This is a genomic window from Chloroflexus sp. (genome assembly GCF_034434295.1).
Taxonomy (GTDB): domain Bacteria; phylum Chloroflexota; class Chloroflexia; order Chloroflexales; family Chloroflexaceae; genus Chloroflexus.
This window is the reverse complement of record NZ_DAOTZQ010000085.1, coordinates 1-4,991: the sequence shown is the minus strand read 5'-3', so window position 1 is coordinate 4,991 and position 4,991 is coordinate 1. Positions and strand designations below refer to the sequence as shown.

The window sequence follows — 4,991 nt, the reverse complement described above, 5'->3', positions numbered from 1 at the left end:
TCTGGTCACCGGCGTTATTCGAGAGCATCACCGCCTTCACCCCCTGCGTCGCTGCGTTGGTCAGCGTCTCGATCTGCCCGGCCACCGAATTCTCGGCTGTCGGCCCGGTGAAGATCAATTCGCCCTTGTTTTGCAACTCGGCGTGCGCTTCCTTGGCGCCTTCGTATGCCTGGTCGAAGACGGCAATGCCCAGGAACTTAGGCAACAGGATCATATCAATGTCCAGACCAGGCGTTGCCGACACAACGCTACCGGTTGGAGCAGTGGTTGGCGCGGGTGCGCTGGTCGGTGCTGGGGCACTGGTCGGTGCCGGGGCACTGGTTGGGGCAGGCGTCTGAGCTTGTGGCGTACAGGCTGCCAGCAACAAAGCGAAGATCAGCAGCACGACAGGGAAGAGATGGGATTTTGTCAATTTCATAAACACACTCCTCTAACCACGAGCAACAATTGAACACCACTGTTCGATACCTGTCATCTACGACGAAACACTGGTCTCGATTTCGGCAGGCACCTCCTTTCGCTGCACAATGCGTCGTTGCCAGCGTTCACGCAGAATCTGAGCCAGATTAGGCAACAACACCGAGAGGATCAACAACAAACCTACAACACCGGTTTGCACGTTGCCCGTTACATTGAGCAACGACATCCCGTTGCGCAGATTGAGGATAACGAGGATCGAAAGGCCAACGCCGACCAGATTGCCAACCCCACCGAAGATACTTACCCCACCGAGGAGCACCATCGTGATAATGTCCAGCTCAAACCCATCGGCGGTATTCCCTCGCACAGCCCCCAGTCGGGCAGCCAGCAAAATACCGGCCAGTGCCGCAACCAGACCAGAGGCGACGAAGAGACCGAGCTTCAACCGGGCAACATCAATCCCGGAATAGCGGGCAACCGCTGCGTTATGGCCCACCACGTAGACCAGGCGACCAACGCCGGAGTATTGCAGAACAATAAAGGCAACCGTGAACAGACAGGCGAAGACAATCAGACTAAAAGGGAATGGACCGACCAGTGGTTGTTGCCCAAGCGCAGTAAACCAGGCTGGAAAGCCACCAATCGAGCGATCCTCGATCAGAATCCGCGCCACGCCACGAAACCCGATCATACCGGCCAGGGTCACTGCCAGCGACGGTAGCCCGACATAGGCGACCCAGAAACCGTTGAATGCGCCACACAATGCACCGGCCAGCAACGCCACCATAATCGCAAGCTCTATCGGTATACCTTGCTCGAAGAGCACAGCCACGATACAGGCAGCTAACCCCATCACCGACGCCACGGACAGATCGATCTCACCATTGATGATGATGAAGGTCATCACCAGCGCCACGATAATCTTCTCGATTGACAATTGAAAGAGATTAATCTGATTATTCAGGCTTACATACGCCGGAGCCAGATTGGTATTGATAATTGCAACCAGCAGCAAAACTGCCAGCAGCAACCCCTCCCAACTCAGCAGGCGACGCAGTTTAGCGTTCATGGCCGACCTCCGCACGCAAGGCCGGCGCTGCCCACAAACGGCGTAGCCAGCCTAAAATGACCGAGTCTGAAGCGACTGCCAGCAGAATCAACAATCCCAAGAGAGCATCACGCCAGAACTCACTGATACCGAGCCAGCGCAACAGCCCCTGGCCGAGCAAGTCGATGAGCAAAGCACCCAATAGCGCACCCAGTACCGTTCCCGATCCACCAAACGTATTCACACCACCGACAACCACTGCTGCTACCGACTCGAGTTCGATTCCCTGCCCGGCAACCGCCGTGATATTGCCAAAGCGAGCCAGAAACAGGAACCCGGCCAACCCGGCGAGCATGCCGCAGAGCACAAACGCTGCCAGCACCATACGCTGGGCCGGCAAACCCGCAAAACGTGCTGCTTCGGGATTGGAACCAATCGCATACAATCGCCGACCAAAGATGGTGTAGCCCAACACTAACTGAAACACCACCACAGCAACGACCGTAATTGTAAACAGTGGCCGAATAGCAAAATCACCAATGGTGAAGAGGTTCTGCCTACTCAACTCAACCACCCACGACGGCAGCGAGTCGACAGTGATCGTGCGCGCATTCGCGTAATTAATCAGTAACATCCGGTAGATTGCCAGCGTCCCCAGGGTTGTAATAATCGCCGGCACCCGGCCATAGGCCACAATCAGACCATTGATCAGACCCATCGTACCGCCCACCAGCAGGGCCATCCCTACCGCAACGAGCGGCGGTAAGCCATTATTCGCGGCCAGTTGCGCGCCGACAACATAGGCGGTAAAGCCAACGATAGAACCTACTGACAGATCGATATTGCGGGTCAGCACCACGAGCGTCTGCCCGATGGCTACCATACCGACAATTGCCACACTCGACGTAATGCGATTAAACGTGCGTGCCGAGAGGAAATTCTCGATCTGCCAGCCAAAAATCAACAGCGCAATGACGATTAACCCGATCAAACTCAATTCGCGGATCTGCTCTGGCCGAATCCGCTGCCGCCACGTATTCATGGTGTGCTCCCTACCTGACCTACCGGTAACCTGCCTGGTATCGGGTGTTCAACTACCATTCTCATCAATACCGATATACTCTTGTCCCATTGCCGCTGCCAGCACCCGTTCCTGGGTTGCTTCCTGACGTGAAAAGATCGCCATCTGCCGGCCCTCACGCATCACCAACACCCGATCACTCATCGCCAGCACCTCGGGCAAATCCGACGAGATGAGAATGATGGCAATCCCTTCCGCCGCCAGATCATCAATCATCTGGTGCACCTCAGCCTTAGCCCCAACATCGATCCCACGGGTTGGTTCATCTAGGATCAACAAACGGGGGCGGGTATTGAGCCATTTGCTCAGCATCACCTTCTGCTGGTTGCCACCTGACAGTTTGCCTACTTCGACTGCCACTGAGGGCGCCCGGATTGCCAGCCGTTGGCGATACGCCTCAGCGGTTGCGATCTCATCTGCCTGCCGCAACAAACCGAGTGGATTGAGATAGCGACGGAGCGTTGGTAAGGTGATATTGGCCGCAATCGACATCGGCAACGAAAGGCCGAGACCGCGCCGATCCTCACTGACATACGCAATGCCGTGACGCATAGCCTGGCGAGGATTGCTAATTCGGATGAGTTGTCCATCAATCCGCACCGTCCCGCTATCGGCGGGAGCAATCCCGAAGAGCGCCAGCCCCACATCGGTGCGTCGTGCCCCAACCAGACCGGCAAAGCCCAACACTTCCCCGGCCCGCACATCAAACGAAATCCCCTGGAACGCACCCTGACGGCTCAGATCACGCACCTCTACCAGCACCTGATCGCGCACCGTATGACGGCGCGGAAAGAGCTGCTCAACACTCCGCCCAGCCATATCACGAATCGCCTGTTCGGGCGTCACCTCAGCGCGTGGCGCTGAAGAGATCAGCCGGCCATCACGAAACACCGTAATGCGGTCGGCAATCGCAAACACCTCTTCCATTCGGTGCGAAATGAAGAGGATGGCCACCCCTTGATCGCGCAAACGCCGCACAATTGCAAAAAGCTGCTCCACTTCGTGTGCCGACAGCGCTGCCGTCGGCTCATCCATAATCAACACCCGCACCTGAAGCGCCAGTGCCTTCGCAATCTCAACCGTTTGCTGGGCAGCGACACTCAACCCACGGGCCGGCAGACGCACATCCAGCCGCACATCGAGTTGCGCCAGCAGCGCCTCCGCCTCGCGGTACATCCGTCCCCAATCGACAAACGGCCCCCGACCGGCATGAGCGATAAAGATATTCTCAGCCACATTCAGATCGGGATACATCAGCGGTTCCTGATAGATCGCCGCAATCCCCAACCGTTGTGCAGCCAGCGTACTTCCGATATGCACCGGACGGCCATCGAGCAGAATCTGACCACTATCAGGCTGGTACACACCGGTCATAATCTTGATCAACGTAGACTTACCGGCGCCATTCTCACCGAGCAGCGCGTGCACCTCACCCGGATACAACCGCAAACTGACGCCATCGAGCGCCTGTGTATTACCGAACCGCCGTGAAATATCGCGTATCTCAAGCACCGGCGAAACCTGCATACAACCCTCACTACACAATCGTGATCGGAAAAAAACCGGTAAACGGCGCACTCCGTTCCGGAGCATCCGGCCCGGCGGTAATCAAATGGTGAATCGCATCCACCGGACAAAAGCTGGTCAACGCCGTCTGACCGAGCTTACTGCTATCAAGCACCGCAATCACCCGATCCACGTGGCGTACCATCTCAGCCTTCAGCAACCCTTCGGGAATAGAACTTTCGGTCAACCCTTTCGCCACAGTCAGACCACGTGCCGAAAAAAAACCCTTATCGGCGTGCAGTCGTTGCAACATCTCTTCGGCCAGCGTACCGGTGAGCGAACCGGTATCACCGCGTACTTGCCCACCGATCACAATCGTCGTAATTGCCGGATTAGCGCCCAACGCCAGCGCCAGATGCATCCCATTCGTAATGACCGTCAAATTACGGCGATCCGCAATCTGACGGGCAATCGCATATGCCGTCGTACTGGCATCGAGCATCACCGTATCACCATCGACAATCAACTCAGCCGCAATGCGGGCAATCCGCTCCTTCTCGGCTGCCTGCTGCTTCAAACGCGAAGCGAAACTGCCTTCAGGCCAGAGCGGTCGATCCAGAACAGCCCCGCCCCACACCCGGCGCAGCATACCCTCGCGTTCAAGAATGGCAAAATCGCTCCGAATCGTCACCTCAGAAACACCGAGCTGCTCGGCACACCACTTCACAGTGATCTGACCGTAGCGCTGAAGCAAGGCCATAATCTGATCGCGCCGTACTTCTGGCGGAAGCGCTTCATTGCTGTGATCTGTCATACACGATTGCCCCGTTCGATACTTATCGGGAATGGTTTCCATAGTCTATAGTGATTTTCAAGATTTGTCAAGTGTTTACGAAATTTTACGAATATGGTGGGGAGCGAAAGAACGTCGTAACC

4 protein-coding genes and 1 pseudogene are annotated in these 4,991 nt (G+C 56.4%); all 5 read right to left on the bottom strand.

What is annotated here, in order from left to right:
* A pseudogene (locus tag VAE57_RS12200) lies at positions 1-418 on the bottom strand (sugar ABC transporter substrate-binding protein); the annotation flags it as partial.
* Positions 419-475: 57 nt separating this feature from the next.
* The gene (locus tag VAE57_RS12195) at positions 476-1,489 is read right to left on the bottom strand and encodes an ABC transporter permease (RefSeq protein WP_322822150.1); all 1,014 of its coding nucleotides are present in this window, start codon (positions 1,487-1,489) and stop codon (positions 476-478) included.
* Entirely contained in the window at positions 1,479-2,510 is a 1,032-nt protein-coding gene (locus VAE57_RS12190) for an ABC transporter permease (protein WP_322822149.1), read from the bottom strand. The genes VAE57_RS12195 and VAE57_RS12190 overlap by 11 nt, the downstream gene beginning before the upstream one ends.
* Positions 2,511-2,558: 48 nt before the next feature.
* Positions 2,559-4,076: a sugar ABC transporter ATP-binding protein gene (locus tag VAE57_RS12185; RefSeq protein ID WP_322822148.1), complete on the bottom strand. Its 1,518-nt coding sequence runs from the start codon at positions 4,074-4,076 to the stop codon at positions 2,559-2,561.
* Between the two features lie 10 nt (positions 4,077-4,086).
* Entirely contained in the window at positions 4,087-4,869 is a 783-nt protein-coding gene (locus tag VAE57_RS12180) for a DeoR/GlpR family DNA-binding transcription regulator (RefSeq protein ID WP_322822147.1), read from the bottom strand.
* Positions 4,870-4,991: the final 122 nt, after the last annotated feature.

What these genes read in the sequence shown, in the direction of transcription:
- VAE57_RS12195 (WP_322822150.1), bottom strand. Translation starts at nt 1,489, where the DNA reads ATGAACGCTAAACTGCGTCGCCTGCTGAGTTGGGAGGGGTTGCTGCTG.
- VAE57_RS12190 (WP_322822149.1), bottom strand. Translation starts at nt 2,510, where the DNA reads ATGAATACGTGGCGGCAGCGGATTCGGCCAGAGCAGATCCGCGAATTG.
- VAE57_RS12185 (WP_322822148.1), bottom strand. Translation starts at nt 4,076, where the DNA reads ATGCAGGTTTCGCCGGTGCTTGAGATACGCGATATTTCACGGCGGTTC.
- VAE57_RS12180 (WP_322822147.1), bottom strand. Translation starts at nt 4,869, where the DNA reads ATGACAGATCACAGCAATGAAGCGCTTCCGCCAGAAGTACGGCGCGAT.